Source organism: Winogradskyella ursingii (assembly GCF_013403975.1).
Lineage (GTDB): Bacteria > Bacteroidota > Bacteroidia > Flavobacteriales > Flavobacteriaceae > Winogradskyella > Winogradskyella ursingii.
The window spans coordinates 134,006-150,871 of record NZ_JABFDH010000001.1 but is presented as its reverse complement, the minus strand read 5'-3'; the positions used below and the strand labels follow the sequence as shown (position 1 = coordinate 150,871).

Sequence of the window (16,866 nt, the reverse complement as noted above, 5' to 3'; positions counted from 1 at the left end):
TTCTATTTTAAACATTCTACAATATTAAGCTCATTTTCAAGCTAATATGATATTAGATGAATGTATTATTGTTTCGATAAAGTGAAAATGAATTTTTTATTAATAAATTCTCAATACATAATTAACCAAAAATAATTTCACTCGAACTGACGATGACCGTCACTTCGAGTAATTTATAAAGAATGAGCAAATTGTGTCGAGAAGTCTCTGATTCAAAAAAAGCTTTGACACAAAAAGCACTCAATATTCTAAATACATTTTATTATTATGAATAATATTGAGATTCCTACTGTAGTTAATCTTGAATCCAGCCGGAGGACTCGAATTGTTTAACCCACAATATTCACAATTTTACCTGGCACAACAATCACTTTTTTAGGTGTGCGACCATCGAGTTGCGCTTTTGTTTTCTCGTTTGCCATAACCTTTTTCTCAATTTCGTCTTTGGACAAATCCAATGGCAATTCCATGGTAAAACGTGTTTTACCATTAAACGAAATCGGGTATTCCTTACTACTTTCTACCAAATACTTTTCATCGAATTTTGGGAATGGTATTGTTGAAATAGATGCCGTATGACCCAATTTTTCCCAAAGTTCCTCAGCAATATGTGGTGCATAAGGCGAAATTAAAATTAATAGTGGCTCAAGAATAGCTTTACTTGTACACTTCTGAGCTGTTAACTCATTTACGGCAATCATAAAAGTTGATACCGAAGTATTAAACGAAAAGTTCTCAATATCATCCTCAACTTTTTTAATAGTTTTGTGCAATGTTTTTAGACTGTCTTTTGTTGGTTCGTCATCATTAACATTTAAGCCGTCTTGCCCTACATACAATTTCCAGAGTTTTTTAAGGAAACTGTGTACACCTGTAATGCCTGCTGTATTCCAAGGTTTGTATTGCTCTAATGGACCGAGAAACATTTCGTAAAGTCTAAGGCTGTCTGCGCCATATTGCTCGCAAATCTCATCTGGATTTACGACGTTGTATTTGGATTTGGACATTTTTTCGACGTCGCGACCAACTGTATATAATCCCTTGTCTAGGATGAATTCTGCATTTTTATAATCTTTACCAAATTCATTATCATTCCTTAATCCCTTAATATCTAATTCATCCGAAGCATTAACGTACTTTACCTTGACATTAATTTTGTCTATGCCGATATTAAATATTTCTTCACCAAACTTTACATCATTAGAGAGTTTATTTTCTTCTCGAATTTCCCTTAATAATTTGACATAAATTTCATTTATAAACTCTGAATTTTCGTTATTTTCAATATGTTCAGCCAAGGTTTTAGAAACGTAGACGCTTGATGAAAAAAGTCCCTTTGTGGTTTTTTTATTTTTTGAACTTTTAAACGAAGATGTATGGCAATATACTCTATAAACAAAAGCACTCGTCCCAAGAATCATCCCTTGGTTAATCAACTTTTTAAAGGGTTCTTCAACGTTTACGAAACCTCTGTCTTTCATGAATTTTACCCAAAAACGTGAGTACAGTAAATGACCTGTAGCATGCTCGCTACCACCAATGTATAAATCTACATTTTCCCAATAGTTGAGTGCGTCTTCTGTGGCAAAGGTTTCATCTCTATTGACATTTTCTTCCATATAGCGGAAAAAGTACCATGAGCTGCCTGCCCAGCCTGGCATGGTATTGAGTTCTAGTGAATGAATCGTTTTATTGTCAATCTTTTCGTTACTGACAACAGTATTTGTGTTCGTATCCCAAGCCCAAACATCCGCACGTCCCAAAGGTGGTTCACCTTCTTCGGTTGGCAGGTATTTTTCAACTTCTGGGAGCGTTAATGGCAAATGTTTTTTATCTATCATTTGTGGCATGCCATTCACGTAATAGACAGGAAAAGGTTCACCCCAATAGCGCTGACGGGAAAACACCGCATTTCGCAGTCGGTAATTGGTTTTGCCTTCGCCTTGACCAATTTTTTCCAGTTCATAAATAGCACGTTTCGTTGCTTTTTTATAATTCATTCCATTAAGGAAATCGCTATTAGCAATCTTTACATTGTCTTTTGAGCCATAAGCTTCCTCAGAAATATCTACACCTTCAAATATATTCGGGATCGGGATATTAAAATGTTTTGCAAAATCGTAATCACGTTGATCTCCACACGGTACGGACATTACCGCTCCTGTGCCGTAACCTGCTAAAACGTAATCTCCAATCCAAATTGGGATGGGCTCTTTTGTAAATGGATGCTCTGCATACGCCCCTGTGAATACACCAGAGATGGTTTTTACATCTGCCATTCTATCACGCTCACTTCGTTTTGCTGTGGCTTCAACATAGGCTTCAACTTCTGCTTTTTGTGCTTCGGTTGTGATTTTTGACACGAGACCGTGTTCTGGTGCGAGAGTCATGAAACTGACTCCGAATATTGTATCTGGACGAGTTGTGAAGACATCGATTTTATGAGATTCCTCGGCGCTTTGCTCTGTCGGAATGACATTGAAGACAACTGATGCTCCAACTGACTTCCCTATCCAGTTCCTTTGACTTTCCTTTAATGAGTCCGTCCAATCAATAGTTTCCAACCCTTGAAGCAAACGTTCAGCATATGCTGAAATTCGCATACTCCACTGGGTCATTTTTTTTCGGACTACAGGATGGCCTCCACGTTCTGAAACTCCGTTTACAATTTCGTCATTAGCCAAAACTGTTCCGAGTGCTGGACACCAATTCACTTCGGTTTCAGCCAAATAGGTCAGTCTGTATTTTAAAAGTATTTCTTGTTTTTCAACATCTGAAAAGGCTTTCCAATCATCGGCTGAAAATTCTTCAATGTCATCATCACAAGCTGCATTAATTGTTGTGTTGCCTTCAGCATTAAACACCTCAACCAATTCTGAAATTGGTTTTGCCATATCAGAATCCTTGCAATAATAGGATTCAAACAGTTGAATGAAAATCCACTGTGTCCATTTGTAATATTGAGGGTCAGACGTTCGGACTTCGCGACTCCAATCGAATGAAAACCCGATTTGGTCCAATTGTCGCCTATATGTTTTTATGTTTTCTTCAGTTGTAATACGAGGATGTTGTCCGGTTTGTATAGCATACTGTTCAGCTGGCAGACCAAAAGAATCATAACCTTGCGGATGCAAAACATTAAAACCTTTGTGACGTTTGTAACGTGCATAAATATCACTGGCAATATAACCTAGAGGATGGCCAACGTGCAAACCTGCTCCACTTGGATAAGGAAACATATCCAAAACGTAATACTTTGGTTTATCTGAGTTGTTTTCGGCCTTGAACGTTTGGTTCTTTGCCCAATGGTCTTGCCACTTTTTTTCTATGGCGTTGAAATTGTATTTCATGGTATTGCTTTCAAACTATCGATACTGTCATTTCGAGCGTAGTCGAGAAATCCCAAACTTCAAGTCACAATACATCTCGACTACGCTCGATGTGACAGAAGCAAGTATCTATTCTTAATTTCAGCGCAAATTTAAACCTATTACAACACAATAAAAAACTAAACGTTGTATTAGTCCACATAAGTAATTTCTTTTATATTTTTACGGCATTAATTATCCATTTATGGCATCATCTTTTGATAAGTACCAAAAACGAAAACTTATATCCTCTTATATTTCAGTAGTCATCAGTATTGCACTGGTTTTGTTTCTTCTAGGGTGTTTGGGCCTTTTGGTCATCAACGCCAAGAAAGTGGCCGATCATTTTAAGGAACAGGTAGTAATGACTATCTACGTAACCGATACTGCAAAAGATGTTGAAGTTACACAACTACAGAAAAGTTTGGCCATGGCAGATTATACGAAAGAAGCGGTGTATGTTTCAAAAGAAGAGGCTGCCGAATTATTGAAAGCCGAAACTGGCGAAGACTTTATGGATTTTGTAGGATATAACCCTTTGAAAAATTCAATTGATGTCTATCTCAATGCAGATTTTGTAACGACTGAAAAACTAACCGAAATTACTGAAAGTCTATCTAACAAATCATTTATCGAAGAAATAAGATACGACAATGACCTCGTAGAATTAATGAATGATAACGTGAAAAAAATTACACTTTGGGTATTAATTATCAGTGCACTTTTTACCTTAATAGCCGTTTTATTGATTAACAGTTCTATTAGATTAGCAGTTTACTCAAAACGCTTTATCATAAAAACAATGCAAATGGTTGGTGCGACAAAAAGTTTTATTCGCAGACCATTTATTTGGAAAAGTGTGCAGCTTGGTATTATTGGTGCAGTTTTGGCACTCGCTGGCATGGCAGTTGTGCTGTATTATTTGGATAGAACGTTCCTTGAATTGGAACTGCTCAGAAATACGGTTATGATTGCTGGTTTGTTTGTTGGTATTTTTCTGTTGGGTATTTTAATAACGTGGGTGAGCACCTTCATTGCAACACAGCGCTTTTTGAATTTGAAGACGGATCAGTTATATTACTAGGTATTAGATATTTGAAAATAAAATTTATGTTTTTTCGTTTTCAAAGTAAACCACCCAAAATGAAAAAACCGATTTACATGCAATTAGGAATTAGTGTATTGCAAATTCTCGCTTTTTCTTTTATGCTGAAATCTTGTGTCATTCAAAATCCAAAACCTGAAGATTGCGTTATTGTTAGTGTAAAAATCACCAAGGTAACAGAAGGAAGTAGTTCCGATATTGTTTTTCACGATAACGGTTCGGATTTCTATTATATTAACAGAGGTTTGGAGCAAGGTTTAAATTTAGATTCCCTTAACGCCAAAGTTTTAAATAAAACCGTTACTTTGCATTTAGCTAAGGTTGTGGGCGGAATTACCTCAGAACACATTTCGCAAATGACTTTAGGAGATGAGATTATTTATACGGAATTCAAAAACTAATAACTGAGGTGGGAGAACAAAAACGAAAACAAGACGCTAAGCCCGAATTCATTTTCGGTAAGAAAAATTACAAATGGCTGTTTATAGGTTTGGCCTTAATTGCTGTAGGTTTTATACTCATGGCAGGTGGAGGCAGTGATGATCCAAATGTTTTTGACCCATCAATCTTTAGCTGGAGACGTATTAGACTAGCTCCAACTCTTGTGCTTATTGGATTTGGCATCCAAGTATATGCCATACTTTTGAGTCCAAATAAGAACACAAAAAATTAACATTCATTTTACTTACATTTGCAACGTATCGTTACTCTAACTGATACTTTTGCCCCATGGAAATTTTAGACGCATTAATTTTAGGAATTATTCAAGGACTTACTGAGTTCTTACCAGTTTCATCGAGTGGTCATCTCGAAATTGGCAAAGCCATTCTTGGTGATACATCCGTACCCGAAGAAAGTCTTTTATTTACTGTTGTTCTTCATTTTGCGACAGCATTAAGCACTATTGTAGTTTTCAGAAAAGACGTTTGGGATATTATTAAGGGATTATTTTCATTTAAATGGAATGACGACACTCAGTTTGTTTTAAAAATTATCATTTCCATGATACCCGCTGCAATAATAGGCTATAATTATGAAGCTACTTTTGAGCAGTTTTTTGGTGGAAACATTTTGCTGGTTGGCATCATGCTTATTTTTACCGCACTACTATTAATTTTAGCAGATAGAGCCAAAAGCACAGAGAAAAAAGTTGGGTTTTGGCATGCACTTATTATCGGAATAGCACAGGGAGTCGCTATGCTACCAGGTATCTCTCGCTCAGGTGCTACTATCTCTACATCTGTACTATTGGGAATTGACAAAACCAAAGCGGCCCGTTTTTCATTTTTAATGGTTGTACCTTTAATCTTTGGTAAAATTGCCAAGGATATCCTAACAGGAGATTTGACTTACAATAGCAGCAGTTTTACATATTTAAGTGTAGGTTTTGTAGCTGCCTTTATAGCTGGATTATTTGCCTGCACATGGATGATTGCAATTGTAAAACGGAGCAAACTCACCTATTTTGCCATTTACTGTATATTAGTAGGCGCAACTGCAGTAATCTTGGCTTTACAATAATGAAAACAGAAGAAGATTTTAAAAATGGCCAGGTCTTATTAATAGACAAACCACTACATTGGACATCATTTCAGGCCGTCAATAAATTGCGTTGGGCAATCCGTCAAGCTTTCAACATCAAAAAAATTAAGGTTGGGCATGCTGGTACGTTAGACCCTTTGGCTACTGGTTTGTTAATTATTTGCACAGGCAAAATGACTAAGCAAATTAACACCTTTCAAGGTCAGGAAAAGGAATACACAGGAACCTTTGTTTTAGGAAGCACAACACCATCCTTTGATCAGGAAACAGAAATTGACCAGACATTTTCTACTGAACATATTACTGAAGATTTAATTTATAAGACCACAAATCAATTTATTGGAAAAATTCAGCAATTTCCACCAGTTTTTTCTGCTATAAAAAAAGATGGTAAACGTTTGTATGAATTTGCTCGTGCTGGTGAAGAAGTCGAAATTAAATCTCGAGAGGTTGAGATTTCTTCTTTTGAGATTACAAATATCAACAATAACAATCTACAATTCAAAGTTGTTTGCAGCAAAGGCACGTATATTAGGTCCTTGGCACATGATTTCGGAAAAGCGCTAAATTCTGGAGCACATTTAGCAGAATTAAGACGAACACGTATAGGAGAATTCACTGTTAACGAGGCGTTGAGCCCAGAAGAGTTCATTCAAAATCTTCCTGCTTTTTAGCTTTTAACAAGGGTTTAATATTGTAATTTAAACTTTTTAGAGAGTATATTCGTATATTGATTACTAAGCATACTTATTTTTTTTGAATTGGATTGAACGACATAAAGCCCTAATTATCACGTTTCTCATTGCAGGAATTGTGGTTCTAAGCATGTTTAGTATTAGCCTAACCAAACAAAGTAAATTTATTACCGAAAGCTATTACGAGCTTGATCCCGAACCCGAAAAGACAGAAGAAGAACTTGTTAAGGAAGTACAGGAAACTCAAGCTATTGCTTCTAATAAGGCCTTTAACGAAGATCAAGAATACAAAGAAATGATGCGCAATTTCAGAACCGTTAACCCAAGCGATTTTGAACGTACTACCAAAACTGAAACTGAAGAGACCGAAGAATTATTGGAAGAAACAAGTCTTAATAAATCTTATTCCAACGGTAATGCTTATGCTCTAAAAGCCGAAGAAACATCGTCATATAAGCAACTTCAAGAAGAACTAAAAAAACGCTTGGATAATAAAAAGCAAGCTGCCGAACATGCCAAAGCTAAAAGCACACTGACCTATTCTTTAAAAGGTCGTACGCTTCAAAGCTATAAAACCCCACGTTATCTGTGTGAAGATGGTGGTAAAATAGTAATAACTATAGAGGTAAATGGTTCTGGAAATGTTGTAGATGCTTCTGTGAACGGTGCTTCAAATTCCAATAATCAATGTCTGATCGATCACGCCAAAGAGTATGCTAAATCGGTAAGTTTTGATGCTTCGAGTAAGTCTTCACAAATAGGAACAATTACCTTTCTTTTTAAAAGAAAAAGCTAATTGTTCAGTTATTGAAGTAATTTCAATAAATCTGCAATTATAGATTTGCCTTTGTCTTTATTGTACCACCGTTGCAAATCTTCTTTAAATTCTGGCGATAATTGTCCGTGCAAGGTTTTGTAATTATACACCATTTTTGTCGCGACTGTTGGTCTTGGTCCAAACGTATTTAATACTTCATTAGTTGCTGCGTCGAGCATTATCAATTTAGGAATTGACCTGTTGCCGTTTGTTAAAAACTCAGACATTAACGCTTCATTTTCATCTCTCAAAACGACTTTATAATCAATATTAGCATTCAATTCTGCTACTTTGTTGATCAAAGGCATTATGTGTGCAGCATCACCACACCAACTTTCTGTAATGACCAACCATATTATTTTTTTACTATAATTTTCAATAAACGCTTTGTCAGCCTCAGAAATTTTAACCGTTTTTTCCCAACGCCTCATGCGTCTTTCATTGAGTAATGTATAATTGATTAATGCTTCTGTCTTCTCACTTCCGGTAGTTGAATTGTCTTTAACCATTCTTATAACCAATGCTCTATAAGCTGCATAGCTCATGCTATTTTCAAAACTTTTTAATATAATTTCCTGTTGTTTTGTATTTTGTATAATATCCATATTGCAAATTTAAAGTACTGTTGCCATTTTTTGTGCAACAGTTGTTACCTTAGTAGTATAATTTTAAACTTCTTACATTTTGAATTTTTTTAGAATTACAAAAGCCATTCTAATTTTACTTTTTCTCTTTTTGGTTGCGGGAAAATATCTCGGATTTATAGAAAACCGGCCTATAACGGAAAATTACAACCTCTTTGATATATCATATATTTTAGCGATTCTTTATATTCTGGTAAGGGTTGGTGAATATCTTCAAAAGAATAATTCAAAAAATAATGACTAAAAATAGATGCGGTTGGTGCGTCGGTGACGATTTGTATGAAGCCTATCACGATACGGAATGGGGCGTTCCTGTTTATGACGACGATACTTTGTTCGAATTTTTGATCCTAGAAACGTTCCAAGCAGGCTTGAGCTGGATTACAATTTTAAGAAAACGCGAAAATTTCAGAACCGCATTTGACAATTTTAATTATAAAAAAATATCGAAATATAAACAGCCAAAAATTGATGAGCTACTTAATAATGAAGGCATTATTAGAAATAAATTAAAAGTAAATGCCACGGTTACCAATGCGCAAGCTTTTATGAAAATTCAAGATGAATTTGGTTCTTTTTCAAAATACATTTGGAATTTTGTAGACGGTAAACCTATTAAAAACGAATGGAAAAATTACAAGAATGCTCCAGCAAATACCGCGTTGAGCGACTCTATAAGTAAAGATTTAAAAAAACGAGGTTTCAAATTTGTAGGCTCAACCGTTATCTATGCACACATGCAAGCCACAGGAATGGTAAATGATCATGAGGTGTCTTGTTTTAGATACGATAAAGTTTAAAGATTTGTTTACAAATCATTAAGCCGCATGGCAATCTTTGATTCTCAAATAGACATTTACAGATAAAGTAAAAATTCTGCTCTTGGTATATGTTTGCCACCCAAACTCTCTAAATGACGAGTATGTAATTGGCAATCAATTAATTTATAATCTGATTCTTGTACCAAGGTAATAAAAGCAACCTTACTTGCATTACTCACTTTGGCGAACATACTTTCACCGCAAAAAACCATGTTTTTTAAGTCTACACCGTAGAGCCCACCAACCAATTCATTATTCTGCCAAACCTCAACCGAAGTTGCAAGACCAAGTTCGTGCATATTTATGTAGGCTTGTTGCATATCTTCAGTGATCCATGTACCGTGCTGACCTTTTCGTTTTGCCTTTGCACAGTTTGTAATAACTTGCTCAAAAGCTGTATTTTTTGTCACCTCAAAATTACCTTGTTTCAATATTTTTTTCATGCTTTTTGACACTCTTAAATCTTGTGGAAACAATACGAAGCGTGGATCTGGAGACCACCATAATATGGGTTCTTGTGCATCAAACCACGGAAAAATTCCATTTTTGTAAGCATGCATCAATCGCTCTGTGGACAAATCGCCTCCTACGGCCAAGAGTCCGTCAAAAGTAGCTTCAGACACATCTGGAAATTCTATTTTCTGATTCAAAAAATGCATTATTTGGTTTAATTACATTATAAGCTTATAGTACTAATGGTATTAAAAGCAATTTTTGATTTTGATACTAATGGATTTTTGATGATATTTGAGTTGACTTATTAAGAAATAAATTTTTATTCATCATTGCTTTTTTCTAGATTGTTTCTAAAAGTCAAACCTAAAACCACAATATTAAGTCCTGATTAACCATCAGGGCTTTTTTTATCCATAAAAAAAGACTTGCTTTAAAAATAAAACAAGTCTTGTAAATTATCATGTTATTGCCACATTAAAATGGCAAGTCATCGTGGTCGTCTTCATTTAGATCGCTCATAGGCTCAAAAGCCTCTGTTGGTGGAACTGGTGGCATATCTCCACTAGCTGCTGCAGGTTGTAAAGCTTCAATTCTCCAGCCCTGTATAGAGTTAAAATATTTTGTCTCACCTTGTGGATTTACCCACTCTCTCCCTCTTAGGTTAATGTTAATTTTAACTTGCTGGCCTTCCTTAAAATTATTTAATAATTCGGTTTTGTCCTGAACAAATTCAACCATAATATGTTGTGGGTATTGCTCTTCTGTAGTCACTACTACTTCTCTCTTTCTAAAACCATTGCTACCAAAAGTTTGTGTCTCACCAACCATTTTAATTCGTCCTTGTACTTCCATTTTTGCTTAATCTATTATTATTTAATGTATATGTATTTTAAGTTTACGAAAGTAATAACTTCCACGCACTTTCTACGTCTCCATAGCTCAAATAATTTTGGGCGAGCTTATGCCTTTTTCTGTGTGAAGCTGTTTTTATATCTGGATAACGCTCACTTAAATTATCAATAAAACTATTAATCTCTTCTTTATTTGGCAGGTTTTCAACATTTGCTAACATACCCAGATTATTGCCTGTTAAAATCATGCTATTACGTATATCCTCTGGAATGTTATCTACTCCAATACCAAGATTTTGCAATGGTTTTGGGATTTCAAAAAATCCTTTTTTCGCTCTGCTGTAATAACTTCCTCCTGCTCTTGCCACCAAATCCAAAGCTTCTTGATTTATGGTATCGTCTTCGTTTAAAACATCTTCCGAAATATGAATTTTAACGACTTCACAAATTACCAAATTTCCAGCACCTCCCTCTTTACCAAGGTTTATAATCTCATTTACTTTGCATTCAAATTGAACTGGGGATTCCGCAACTCTAAATGGTTTTATTTCGTCTGAAGCCAGCATAGTTAATCCAGCTTTTTCAAATTCGTTAACACCATCTGGGTACTCGGTACTGCTCAAAGACATTTGGTGTACAATATCATAATTCACCACGTTGATCACAACCTCTTTCACATTTTCAACATTTTGCAATGTATGTTTTGTGGTATTATCCCTAACACGTCTTGCAGGCGAAAAAATTAAGATTGGCGGATTGGCACTAAACACATTAAAAAAACTGAAGGGTGACAAATTAGGCGCTCCCTTTGCATCTATAGTGCTCGCAAAAGCAATAGGTCTGGGCGCAACGGCATGCAATAAATAACCATGTAATTTACCTGTGGATAGGTCTTTTGGTGCTAGTGAAATCATGTATTGGACTGATTTTGAACAAAGATAAATATATTAGGCCGCAGCCAAAAGTATTTTACAGAGAGATTGAAACAATAATATCAACATATTTACATTATATTTAAAATTAGAAATTGCACTGACCAATGACCTTGAGCGCTAACCGAAATGTCATCCGCTGGATGATCATTATCTCTTCATTTATTATTATTTCCCTCATACTTTGGAATACGTACACCTTCTTTCAAAAATTTAAAGCAGAAGAACGCGTTAAAATGAGAACTTGGTCTGTGGCCCAAATTGATTTTCTTAAGAATATTGACAATTTAGATGAAGATGTAAATAGTGTTACATCGCACGTTCTTACAGAAATGACCACCAGCACTCCTATGTTGGTTATTAATAGTGATGGGACCTTAAATAATTCTCTCAATATAGAAGATAGAGTTTTAGAAGATTCTCTAACTGTTGACCGACTCATTGAGAAATTCTCAAGTGAAAACCAACCCATTGAGGTACGATTGCAGGATAGACTTATCCAGACCATTTACTATGGTAATTCTCCTTTGCTGAATAAATTAAAATATTATCCATTAGCCTTAATGCTTATAATTTTCTTGTTTGGCGCAGTAGCCTACTTCTTTTATAGAAGTACAAAAATTGCCGAACAGAATAAGCTTTGGACAGGTATGGCTAAGGAAACTGCACATCAAATTGGCACTCCGTTGTCCTCGTTGGTGGGTTGGACGGAAATATTAAAATCCGAAAACGTTAACCCAGACTACATTGTTGAAATTGAAAAAGACGTAGATCGTTTGCAAACCATTACCGAACGCTTTAGCAAAATTGGCTCAGCACCAACACTAATTCCATTAGATATTGTTGAAGTAACTGCTTCATCATATGAGTACTTAAAAGCTAGGTCTTCGAAGCTTATTAATTTTGAAAGTACCATTCCAAATAAAAAAATCACAGTAAATCTCAATCCACAGCTATACAGCTGGACGATTGAAAACTTGGTAAAAAATGCCATTGATGCCATGAAGGGAAAAGGTGATTTGAAACTGGAATTGTTTCAAACTGAGAAACATGTTGTAATAAATATTTCGGATACGGGAAAAGGGATACCGAAGTCCCAATTCAATAAGATTTTTGAACCTGGTTTTACTACTAAAAAACGCGGTTGGGGACTTGGCCTATCTTTAGCCAAGCGCATTATTCAAGATTACCACAAAGGCCGAATTAAAGTATTGAGTTCTGAAATAGGAAAAGGCACAACAATACAGATTACGTTAAAGGTTGTCTAACTTAAAATGTTATAATGTTTTAAAAACCTCAAAATTCTAAAAAATTAAAATTGAAAATAAATTTTAACTTTGACCATGAGCACTTCCAAATTTTTCACTCTTAAAGAAGTTAGTCTAAACAACAATTGTCCGGAATGTTACAGTAAGGATGGACTTAAATTGACATTCAAACAAAAATTTATTGAAAACATTTTCTATAAGTCCATTACCAGCGAAACTATAAATGAGATGCATTGCGAAACCTGTGATACAGATATTTTTCCTGTGCGATGGACCGATGAAATAGAGCAAGTGGTGAATTATAAAAAACGTGCATTACATCCCAAACCAAAATCAATTAAATTAAAACCTTTGGCTTGGGTTTTTATAATTGTTGATGCGTTTTTATTAATTACAGTGATTCTTTTTGTAACTGGTATTGTATCGTTTTAAAGGTAAGACGCTATACACTGGGCAATGTCTTTAAATTCTTTTTGTTCTAATTTTTCCTTTTTTGTAAATCGAGCATCTTCCATTGAGTGGAGCGGAATTAAATGCACATGAACGTGTGGTACCTCTAAGCCGATTACAGACATACCCACACGTTTACAAGGCATGGCTTTTTCTATCGCCAAAGCAACTTTTCTTGAAAATTTCATCAAGCCCATATAGGTATCTTCATCCAAGTCAAAAATCTTATCAACTTCCTTTTTTGGAATACAGAGCGTATGACCTTTGGAATTTGGGTTGATATCCAAAAAAGCTAAAAAATCTTCTGTTTCTGCAACTTTGTAAGATGGGATTTCGCCATTTATGATTTTTGTGAAGAGGGTCGCCATGGATTGATATTGTTTTGTCACCCTGAGCTTAGTTGATAGGTCCTTTCTACTCTTTTAAATAGATTTCGACTACGCTCAACCTGACATTTGGGTTAATTTAGACTTATAAAGATAAAAAAGATTCCCGCTAATCTGAAAACTATTCAGTTTAAAACAGGAATCTTAATAGGTTAATTGTATTTAAAGAAACATCTCGACTCCTCTCGATGTATTAAAAGCCAATTTAAATCTATCTTGAGATTTCTAAAATATCAAATTTCATAGTACCACTTGGCACTTGAATTTCTGCAGTATCACCTACCGATTTCCCCAAAAGACCTTTGCCTATAGGCGAATTAACAGAAATCTTTCCTTTAGCCAAATCGGCTTCGCTTTCGGCCACTAACGTATAGGTCATTTCCATTCCGTTGGTCTGGTTTTTTATTTTCACTATGGACAACGCCAAGACCTTTGAAGTATCTAATTGCGACTCGTCAATAACACGTGCATTGGCTAAGGTTTCTTCCATTTTAGAAATTTTCATCTCCAACATACCTTGTGCTTCTTTAGCAGCATCGTATTCTGCGTTCTCACTTAAATCGCCTTTGTCTCTTGCCTCTGCAATCGCTTGAGAAGCCTTTGGTCTTTCCACATCTTTAAGGTGGTTCAATTCAGCTCTTAATTTTTTTAAGCCCTCAGCTGTATAATATGATACTTTACTCATGATTTCTTCGTTTTTGTATATACAAAAAGACGCTGAACCCAGTTCAGCGTAAATAAAAATCCCGCGCCAACGAGATACTATGCAAATATATAAATATTTACGCTATCCTTGAAATAATTGTAAATTGCCATATAAATCACTATGATGAAAAAATTGCTTATAACCCTTTGCTTTATTGTGTTTTACACTTGTGACAGAAATGATGACAGAGTGAATTGCAACTTCTTATTAAATGTTGGCGTCAATGCTACTGTGAATCTAAACTTGCCCCAATTTAATCAACTACAATTTCCTGTAAATGCGGTTAGATTAGAAGGTTTTGGTAATGAAGGTATTATTCTAGTTCGTGCAAACTCATCTACTTTATTGGCTTGGGATGGTGCAGATCCCAGTCATGTGCCCTCTGCCTGCTCTGCATTGGAGATCAATGGCATTAATGCTGTTTGCGGCTGTGAGGATGGCAATGAATATAGTCTCGTAACCGGTACTGCGATTGGTGAAAATACACAACCCTGTACGCTAAAGCCATACAGGGTTGAGAATATTGGGAATAACACTTATATAATTAGTAACTAGAAATTCAAGGTCACACCCACCAAAAAGTTGGTAGTTGCTTGTGGATAAAAACCAGCTCCTTCAACTGTAGTAACGGTTCCTGGATTGCTAAAATCGTCATCAAACGTAAAATAATAGCCGTTTGAGACATATTCCACATTAAATATATTATTCACTAATCCTGTAAAGACTATTGAATCAAAAATACGCTCTGTGTTCAACGTATAATTTATACTAAAATCGTTGATAAAATAGCTTTCCAATTTTGATAAATCGGATAAATCTCCTTCTGTATTGCTCAAAAACTGCTCACCTACATACTTACTCAGTAAGCTCATTTGTAAATTGTCCGTTGGCTGATATACGATTGCATTAGCACCAACTAATTCTGGTGAAAATGATATATCAGTCTTTCCTAAAGTTACCAATTCACCATCACGAGACACTATCGTTTCTTTGTTTTTATTCGTGCTCACCGTCATGTTTGGTTGTAAGGTTAATTGCGACGTAACAGGGATTACAGCTTCCAGCTCCAAACCGATACGGTAACTTTCTCCACTATTAGTTCTAATCGGGTTACCTACGTCGTCAATACGGCCAGATAATACCAACTGCTCATTATATAGCATAAAATAGGTATTAGCATTAAAGCTAAAATTACCCTTGCGATGTCTCCAGCCCAATTCAAAATCATTGAGTTGCTCTGGCTCTATATTTGGATTACTTTCAAAATCAGTTCGGTTGGGTTCGCGATTGGCTCTAGCGTAAGAAAAATAGAAATCATTAGCATCGTTTAATCCATAAGTAATACCAACCTTAGGATTGAAAAAATCGAAGTTTTTATCAACTTCAAACGGGATCACATCAGAGCTGGTACCGAAGGTTTTATAATTTACTATTCTGTGCTGTAAATCACCATACACTCTAATTTTATCGTTCAACCTATAATTGGCTTTTGCGAAAATTGAAAAATCGTTTTTAAGACTGTTACCATCGTAATACCGATCTCTTATTTCTGTCTGACTGGCAAATTCTGCCCATATCACTTCGCCAAAATGGTCGCCATCATAGTGGCTCGCAGAACCACCAAAAATCATGTCTAGATTATTGTTCTTATAATTTGCACTAGCATTAATTACATAAAAATCATTGTCTAACCAACGACGACGGATTAAATCGGTTGTGGTTTGAGTTTCACCATTAACGGTCAACTCTTCAAAACCGTAAGTTTCAAAATCATCATCTTCACGAAATTGTTCAAAATAACCTCGACCGTAAGTGTAATTTAATCCTATGTTGGTAGACCATCTATTATTATAACGTTGATTCCAAAATAACTGATAATGGTCTTGGTTGTAATTATCTACTTCATTATCGTAAAACACTGTTTCACCTTCATCATTGGTGTATTGGCCAGAAGGGTTGAATCTTCGGTCATCTTCCAATTGGTCTTTAGTTATACCGTTCCAAGCTTGGTACGTTACTTCTTGACCTGCGAAGGTAATGGCCTTAATTAAAGTGTTATCATCTACGTAAGAACCCTGCAAGTAATAGGATTTTAAGTCTGTTCTGGCTCTATCGATATAACCGTCCGATTGTATGTTTGAAAGTCTACCGGCAATTTCTATATGGTCATTGAGAAGTCCAGTACTGAATTTCACCGTATGCTTACGCGTATTGTAACTTCCAAATGAATTTGAAATTTGACCATAAGACTCTTTAGAAACCGCATCTGTCAATACATTAATACTAGCACCAAAAGCACCCGAACCATTGGTTGATGTTCCAACACCTCGTTGCAATTGTAAACTTTCTATGGATGAAGCAAAGTCTCCTAAATTCACCCAAAATGTCCCTAAAGATTCTGCATCATTATACGGAATTCCGTTAATGGTAACATTAGTAGATTGAGAACTAACTCCTCGCACTCTAATACCAGTGTAGCCTACTCCTGCACCGGCATCTGTTGTGGTGACCACGGATGGTAAAAAATTAAGCAAAATTGGCAAATCTTGTCCAAGATTACGCTTTTTAATCTCTTTTTTGGTCACGTTGCTATGTGTAATTGGTGATTTGGCATCTACACGCACAGCTTTTACTAACACTTCATCTAGTTTTTCAACTTTAGTGGTGTCCTGTTGTTTTTCTTGTCCGTAAGCCGAACAAATACTAAATAAAAAAATGAAAATTGTCGATTTCTGCCAACTTGATTTAGGCAGATTGTTGAATAGATTTTTCATACGACTATAAGTTTATAATCGAATAAAAAGAGGTCATTATTCTTTGTTAAT

The 16,866-nt window shown here is 35.5% G+C and carries 18 protein-coding genes; 10 read left to right on the top strand and 8 right to left on the bottom strand.

What is annotated here, in order from left to right; translation table 11 throughout:
• Positions 1-329: 329 nt before the first annotated feature.
• Positions 330-3,350 carry a leucine--tRNA ligase gene (locus HM983_RS00680; protein ID WP_179343313.1) on the bottom strand — a complete coding sequence of 1,007 codons (3,021 nt, stop codon included), beginning with the start codon at positions 3,348-3,350 and terminating at the stop codon, positions 330-332.
• A 223-nt stretch (positions 3,351-3,573) separates the two neighbouring features.
• Between HM983_RS00680 and HM983_RS00675 the strand changes: the two genes are divergently transcribed.
• The 6 genes from HM983_RS00675 (at position 3,574) to HM983_RS00650 (ending at position 7,506) form a co-directional block, all read left to right on the top strand.
• Positions 3,574-4,452: a cell division protein FtsX gene (locus HM983_RS00675; protein WP_179343312.1), complete on the top strand. Its 879-nt coding sequence runs from the start codon at positions 3,574-3,576 to the stop codon at positions 4,450-4,452.
• Positions 4,453-4,511: 59 nt separating this feature from the next.
• On the top strand, positions 4,512-4,874 hold the full coding sequence (locus HM983_RS00670) for a hypothetical protein (protein ID WP_179343311.1): 363 nt from the start codon (positions 4,512-4,514) through the stop codon (positions 4,872-4,874).
• An 8-nt stretch (positions 4,875-4,882) separates the two neighbouring features.
• Complete coding sequence (locus tag HM983_RS00665; RefSeq protein WP_179343310.1) at positions 4,883-5,146, top strand: DUF3098 domain-containing protein; 264 nt, start codon at positions 4,883-4,885, stop codon at positions 5,144-5,146.
• Positions 5,147-5,202: 56 nt separating this feature from the next.
• Positions 5,203-5,994 (top strand): undecaprenyl-diphosphate phosphatase, encoded by a 792-nt coding sequence (locus tag HM983_RS00660; RefSeq protein WP_179343309.1) that lies wholly within the window; start codon positions 5,203-5,205, stop codon positions 5,992-5,994.
• Positions 5,994-6,689: a tRNA pseudouridine(55) synthase TruB gene (gene truB, locus HM983_RS00655; protein ID WP_179343308.1), complete on the top strand. Its 696-nt coding sequence runs from the start codon at positions 5,994-5,996 to the stop codon at positions 6,687-6,689. Before HM983_RS00660 ends, truB begins: the two co-directional genes overlap by 1 nt.
• An 82-nt stretch (positions 6,690-6,771) precedes the next feature.
• Complete coding sequence (locus HM983_RS00650; protein ID WP_179343307.1) at positions 6,772-7,506, top strand: hypothetical protein; 735 nt, start codon at positions 6,772-6,774, stop codon at positions 7,504-7,506.
• An 8-nt stretch (positions 7,507-7,514) separates the two neighbouring features.
• Here the strand turns inward: HM983_RS00650 and HM983_RS00645 are convergent, their stop codons facing one another.
• On the bottom strand, positions 7,515-8,132 hold the full coding sequence (locus tag HM983_RS00645; RefSeq protein WP_179343306.1) for a thioredoxin family protein: 618 nt from the start codon (positions 8,130-8,132) through the stop codon (positions 7,515-7,517).
• A gap of 275 nt (positions 8,133-8,407) precedes the next feature.
• Here HM983_RS00645 and HM983_RS00640 point away from each other — a divergent pair, with 275 nt between their 5' ends.
• Positions 8,408-8,971, top strand: a complete 564-nt coding sequence (locus tag HM983_RS00640; RefSeq protein WP_179343305.1) for a DNA-3-methyladenine glycosylase I — start codon at positions 8,408-8,410, stop codon at positions 8,969-8,971.
• Positions 8,972-9,027: 56 nt separating this feature from the next.
• On the opposite strand, the gene aat is transcribed toward HM983_RS00640, so the two are convergent.
• The 3 genes from aat to HM983_RS00625 form a co-directional block, all read right to left on the bottom strand.
• The gene (aat, locus tag HM983_RS00635) at positions 9,028-9,651 is read right to left on the bottom strand and encodes a leucyl/phenylalanyl-tRNA--protein transferase (protein ID WP_179343304.1); all 624 of its coding nucleotides are present in this window, start codon (positions 9,649-9,651) and stop codon (positions 9,028-9,030) included.
• A 271-nt stretch (positions 9,652-9,922) separates the two neighbouring features.
• Entirely contained in the window at positions 9,923-10,300 is a 378-nt protein-coding gene (locus HM983_RS00630; protein ID WP_179343303.1) for a DUF3127 domain-containing protein, read from the bottom strand.
• A 43-nt stretch (positions 10,301-10,343) separates the two neighbouring features.
• Positions 10,344-11,213, bottom strand: coding sequence for a flavin reductase family protein (locus tag HM983_RS00625; protein ID WP_179343302.1), 870 nt, complete (start codon positions 11,211-11,213; stop codon positions 10,344-10,346).
• Between the two features lie 125 nt (positions 11,214-11,338).
• Here HM983_RS00625 and HM983_RS00620 point away from each other — a divergent pair, with 125 nt between their 5' ends.
• Together HM983_RS00620 and HM983_RS00615 are read left to right on the top strand one after the other, a co-directional pair.
• Positions 11,339-12,499, top strand: coding sequence for a sensor histidine kinase (locus HM983_RS00620; RefSeq protein ID WP_179343301.1), 1,161 nt, complete (start codon positions 11,339-11,341; stop codon positions 12,497-12,499).
• 75 nt (positions 12,500-12,574) lie between these two features.
• Positions 12,575-12,931: a hypothetical protein gene (locus HM983_RS00615; protein ID WP_179343300.1), complete on the top strand. Its 357-nt coding sequence runs from the start codon at positions 12,575-12,577 to the stop codon at positions 12,929-12,931.
• Here HM983_RS00615 and HM983_RS00610 read toward each other — a convergent pair.
• Complete coding sequence (locus HM983_RS00610; protein WP_179343299.1) at positions 12,928-13,317, bottom strand: HIT family protein; 390 nt, start codon at positions 13,315-13,317, stop codon at positions 12,928-12,930. The two genes, HM983_RS00615 and HM983_RS00610, sit on opposite strands and share 4 nt — an antisense overlap.
• Before the next feature lie 229 nt (positions 13,318-13,546).
• A complete protein-coding gene (gene greA, locus HM983_RS00605; protein ID WP_179343298.1) occupies positions 13,547-14,020 on the bottom strand; it encodes a transcription elongation factor GreA in 474 nt (157 codons plus the stop codon).
• Between the two features lie 141 nt (positions 14,021-14,161).
• Between greA and HM983_RS00600 the strand changes: the two genes are divergently transcribed.
• Positions 14,162-14,596, top strand: coding sequence for a hypothetical protein (locus HM983_RS00600; protein ID WP_179343297.1), 435 nt, complete (start codon positions 14,162-14,164; stop codon positions 14,594-14,596).
• Here HM983_RS00600 and HM983_RS00595 read toward each other — a convergent pair.
• The gene (locus HM983_RS00595; protein WP_179343296.1) at positions 14,593-16,815 is read right to left on the bottom strand and encodes a TonB-dependent receptor; all 2,223 of its coding nucleotides are present in this window, start codon (positions 16,813-16,815) and stop codon (positions 14,593-14,595) included. The genes HM983_RS00600 and HM983_RS00595 overlap by 4 nt on opposite strands.
• Positions 16,816-16,866: the final 51 nt, after the last annotated feature.

What these genes read in the sequence shown, in the direction of transcription:
- HM983_RS00680 (WP_179343313.1), bottom strand. Translation starts at nt 3,350, where the DNA reads ATGAAATACAATTTCAACGCCATAGAAAAAAAGTGGCAAGACCATTGG.
- HM983_RS00675 (WP_179343312.1), top strand. Translation starts at nt 3,574, where the DNA reads ATGGCATCATCTTTTGATAAGTACCAAAAACGAAAACTTATATCCTCT.
- HM983_RS00670 (WP_179343311.1), top strand. Translation starts at nt 4,512, where the DNA reads ATGAAAAAACCGATTTACATGCAATTAGGAATTAGTGTATTGCAAATT.
- HM983_RS00660 (WP_179343309.1), top strand. Translation starts at nt 5,203, where the DNA reads ATGGAAATTTTAGACGCATTAATTTTAGGAATTATTCAAGGACTTACT.
- truB (WP_179343308.1), top strand. Translation starts at nt 5,994, where the DNA reads ATGAAAACAGAAGAAGATTTTAAAAATGGCCAGGTCTTATTAATAGAC.
- HM983_RS00645 (WP_179343306.1), bottom strand. Translation starts at nt 8,132, where the DNA reads ATGGATATTATACAAAATACAAAACAACAGGAAATTATATTAAAAAGT.
- HM983_RS00640 (WP_179343305.1), top strand. Translation starts at nt 8,408, where the DNA reads ATGACTAAAAATAGATGCGGTTGGTGCGTCGGTGACGATTTGTATGAA.
- aat (WP_179343304.1), bottom strand. Translation starts at nt 9,651, where the DNA reads ATGCATTTTTTGAATCAGAAAATAGAATTTCCAGATGTGTCTGAAGCT.
- HM983_RS00630 (WP_179343303.1), bottom strand. Translation starts at nt 10,300, where the DNA reads ATGGAAGTACAAGGACGAATTAAAATGGTTGGTGAGACACAAACTTTT.
- HM983_RS00625 (WP_179343302.1), bottom strand. Translation starts at nt 11,213, where the DNA reads ATGATTTCACTAGCACCAAAAGACCTATCCACAGGTAAATTACATGGT.
- HM983_RS00620 (WP_179343301.1), top strand. Translation starts at nt 11,339, where the DNA reads ATGACCTTGAGCGCTAACCGAAATGTCATCCGCTGGATGATCATTATC.
- HM983_RS00615 (WP_179343300.1), top strand. Translation starts at nt 12,575, where the DNA reads ATGAGCACTTCCAAATTTTTCACTCTTAAAGAAGTTAGTCTAAACAAC.
- HM983_RS00610 (WP_179343299.1), bottom strand. Translation starts at nt 13,317, where the DNA reads ATGGCGACCCTCTTCACAAAAATCATAAATGGCGAAATCCCATCTTAC.
- greA (WP_179343298.1), bottom strand. Translation starts at nt 14,020, where the DNA reads ATGAGTAAAGTATCATATTATACAGCTGAGGGCTTAAAAAAATTAAGA.
- HM983_RS00600 (WP_179343297.1), top strand. Translation starts at nt 14,162, where the DNA reads ATGATGAAAAAATTGCTTATAACCCTTTGCTTTATTGTGTTTTACACT.
- HM983_RS00595 (WP_179343296.1), bottom strand. Translation starts at nt 16,815, where the DNA reads ATGAAAAATCTATTCAACAATCTGCCTAAATCAAGTTGGCAGAAATCG.